The sequence below is a fragment of the Mesorhizobium sp. genome (assembly GCF_004962925.1).
Classification (GTDB): Bacteria; Pseudomonadota; Alphaproteobacteria; order Rhizobiales; family Rhizobiaceae; genus Mesorhizobium.
On sequence record NZ_SUEO01000021.1, the window covers coordinates 18312 to 21533 of the forward strand.

The window sequence follows — 3222 nt, forward strand, 5'->3', positions numbered from 1 at the left end:
CCTGCCGGCACCTTCTCCCCGTATAGTGACGGGGAGAAGGGAACTGGCCGAAACGCCGGCGATCCCCCCTCTCCGCGATCTTCACGGGGAGGGTAAGGGTGAGGGCAGCGCTGCGCTCTCAGAACGAGCGAAACGAAATCACCGCCCACCGATGACGCCGATATAATCCGACACCCAGCGATAGTAAGGCACGCACTGGTCGTTCTGGGTGGCGCATTTCGACACCGGCGTCTTCCAGAACTTGATCTTTTCGAAATTGTCGTAGCCGTTGGTCTTGCAGCCTTCTTCGCCGAGCAGTTCGTTGCCCTTGCAGGCAGCCGGCACCACCGGCAGCGAGCCGAACCAAGCGGAAATGTCGCCCTGCACTTTCGGCGACAGCGAATGCTCCAGCCACATATAGGCGCAGTTCGGGTTGGCCGCGTCGGCCTCCATCATGGTGGTATCGGCCCAGCCGGTGACGCCTTCCTGGGGAATGGTCGAAGCGACCGGCTTCTTGGCGGCAACCAGCGTGTTGACCTGGTAGGGCCATGAACCTGAAGCAACCACGCCCTCGTTCTGGAAATCGTCAACCTGGATGGCGGCGTCATGCCAGTAGCGTCCGACCAGCGTACGCTGGACGCGCAGGAGATCGAGCGCGGCCTTGTACTGATCCTCGGTCAACTCGTAGGGATCCTTGATGCCGAGCTCCGGCTTGTGAAACATCAGATAGTTGGCGGCATCGGCGACATGAATCGGCCCGTCATAGGCCTGGACGCGGCCCTTGTTCGGCTTGCCGTCAGGCAAGGTCATCTCCTCGAAGACGACGTTCCAGCTCTTCGGCGCTTCCTTGAACACCTCGGTATTATACATCAGCACATTCGGGCCCCACTGGTAGGGGACGCCGTAATGGACGCCGCCGACCGTGAACCACGGCGCGTCCTTGAGCCGGTCGTCAACCGTCTTCCAGCTCGGGACGAGATCGGTGTTGATCGGCTGGACACGCTTGCCGGCCACGAGGCGCAGCGAAGCGTCGCCCGAGGCGGTGACGAGATCGAAGCCGCCCTCATTCATCAGCGCGACCATCTCGTCGGATGTATTGGCCGTCTTGACGTTGACCTTGCAGCCTGTGTCCTTCTCGAAGGACGTGACCCAGTCGTAGCCCTTGTCGGTTTCGCCGCGCTCGATGTAGCCGGGCCAGGCGACAATATTGACCTGGCCTTCGCCTTTGCCGAGTTCCTTGACCTGAGCGATCGCCTGGCCGGAGAAGGTCAGCGCGACCGTCAATGCAGTGCACGACTTCAAGAATGAATTCATCGTCGATCTCCCATTTTTGCGCATGACCCCGAAAACCGTTTCGGTTTTCGGAAAGGATCATGCGCAGCTCAAAAATGTTAGAGCGTCGTTGCGCATCCCCGACGCGCGGCGCTCTAAGGGGCCGCACTCTCGCGGCGGCTTCGGTTCCCGATCGTGAAGGTGCTGCGAAATTTTCGGTTTCGCAAATCCATTTATCAGAAGGGCGATATCGGTTTTTCCGATAGATCAGCGGCCAATCTTCTCCGGCCGCTGGCGGACCATGCGCTGCGACTGGGCAAGCCCGATGAAGTCGCGTGCGGCCTGCGGCAGGCCGGAGCCGCGCCGCCAGACCATGCCGACCTGTACCACCGGCAAGGAGCCCGAAATATCGCGCGATTCGATACGGTCACCTTCGAGCGACCATGGCCGGTAGACGAGGTCGGGCAACAACGCCACACCGGCACCGGTGGCGACGAGGCTGCGCACCGCCTCGACAGAGCGGGTGCGGAAGGCGACATGCGGCTTGGCGCCGATAGCCGCCAGCAGTTTCCCGGTATTCTCCTCGATCTCGTCGACGGTCAGCATGATCAGCGGCTCCGAGGCGATGTCGCCAATGCCGATGATGTCGGCGCCGGCCAGCGGATGGCCGAGCGGCAGCCATAGCCGATAAGCCGAAACTTCGAGGATTTCGGACTGCAGCGCGGTGCGGTCGCGCAGGTTCGAGGTGACCATGACGGCGATGTCGAGCTTGCCGCCGATCAGGAGGTGCTCAAGGTAATCGCCGTTGTCCTCGATGGCCGAGACCTCGACACCCGGGTAGGCACGTCGATAGCGGGCGAGAAGGTCGGACAGCACATAACCGGCGACCAGCGAAGTGACACCGAGTTGGAGCCGGCCGCCCGCCGCCGCTTGCTCGCCGAAGAAGGCGCGGCGCGCGTCGGAAACGTCGGCAAGGATCTTTGTCGCGTGGCGCAGGAACTGGTGACCCTTATGGGTGATGTTGAGGCCACGCGGGTGGCGCTCGAACAGTTCGACGCCGAGATCGCTTTCGAGTTCCTTGATCGCCTCGGTGACCGACGATTGCGAGATCGACAGGTTCTGCGCGGCACCCGAAACCGTGCCTTGCTCGGCGACGGCGATGAAGAACTGCAATTGGCGGATGGTGAAGGCCATGGCCGGACTAAACACGGCGAAGGCGGCGCTGGGAAGTGGGCGACCGACAAACGCTTGACGGCCGCAAGACTCGTAACTAAGTAAGTTACATGAAACGAAACAGCAGACTTTCCTCGACCCTGCACATTCTCGTCCACATGGCCGAGACGCAGGAGCGCGCGCTGACCTCCGAGCAGCTCGCCACATTTATCCACACGAACCCGGTCGTCGTCCGCCGGACCATTGCCGGCATCGTCACCTCGTCGCGCGGACATGGCGGCGGCTGGCAGCTTGGCCGTGCACCCGAGAAGATCTCGCTGGCCGAGATCAGTGCCGCCCTCGGCGAAACGCTGCTGCCGTTCGGCACCGAGCCGGAGAGCCCCGGCTGCCTTGTCGAACAAGCGGTGATAGCGGCGCTCGATGATTTTCGCGTCGCGGCCGAGAGGCTGCTGGCAGAGAAACTCAGCCGCATCACGCTCGCCGATCTCGCCGCCGATTTTCACCGCCGTTACGAGTTGATTGGAGTGACCAGCCATGCAGTATGATCTGCCAGCTACGCAGTATGATCTGATTGTCGTGGGCGGCAGCTTTGCCGGCCTGTCCGCCGCCATCCAGGCGGCACGAGCCCGGCGCAATGTCCTGGTGATCGACGCAGGCCAGCCGCGCAACCGTTTTGCCGAACACTCACACGGTTTCCTGGGACAGGACGGACATGCGCCCGGCGCAATCCTGGACGACGCAAGACGGCAGCTGCTGGCCTATCCGACAGCCGGGGTCGTCGCCGGATTGGCGGACAAG

General features: G+C 62.6%; 4 protein-coding genes. 2 read left to right on the forward strand and 2 right to left on the reverse strand.

Features of this window, described 5'->3' with window-relative positions:
* Positions 1-138: 138 nt before the first annotated feature.
* Together E5W87_RS07315 and E5W87_RS07320 are read right to left on the reverse strand one after the other, a co-directional pair.
* Complete coding sequence (locus E5W87_RS07315; RefSeq protein WP_292395383.1) at positions 139-1293, reverse strand: ABC transporter substrate-binding protein; 1155 nt, start codon at positions 1291-1293, stop codon at positions 139-141.
* 225 nt (positions 1294-1518) lie between these two features.
* Complete coding sequence (locus E5W87_RS07320) at positions 1519-2445, reverse strand: LysR substrate-binding domain-containing protein (protein ID WP_292395385.1); 927 nt, start codon at positions 2443-2445, stop codon at positions 1519-1521.
* Positions 2446-2534: 89 nt separating this feature from the next.
* Between E5W87_RS07320 and E5W87_RS07325 the strand changes: the two genes are divergently transcribed.
* Together E5W87_RS07325 and E5W87_RS07330 are read left to right on the forward strand one after the other, a co-directional pair.
* The gene (locus E5W87_RS07325) at positions 2535-2969 is read left to right on the forward strand and encodes an Rrf2 family transcriptional regulator (protein ID WP_292395386.1); all 435 of its coding nucleotides are present in this window, start codon (positions 2535-2537) and stop codon (positions 2967-2969) included.
* Positions 2959-3222 (forward strand): FAD-binding protein (locus tag E5W87_RS07330; RefSeq protein WP_292395388.1); only part of this gene is annotated, 264 nt, incomplete at its 3' end. The genes E5W87_RS07325 and E5W87_RS07330, both read left to right, overlap by 11 nt.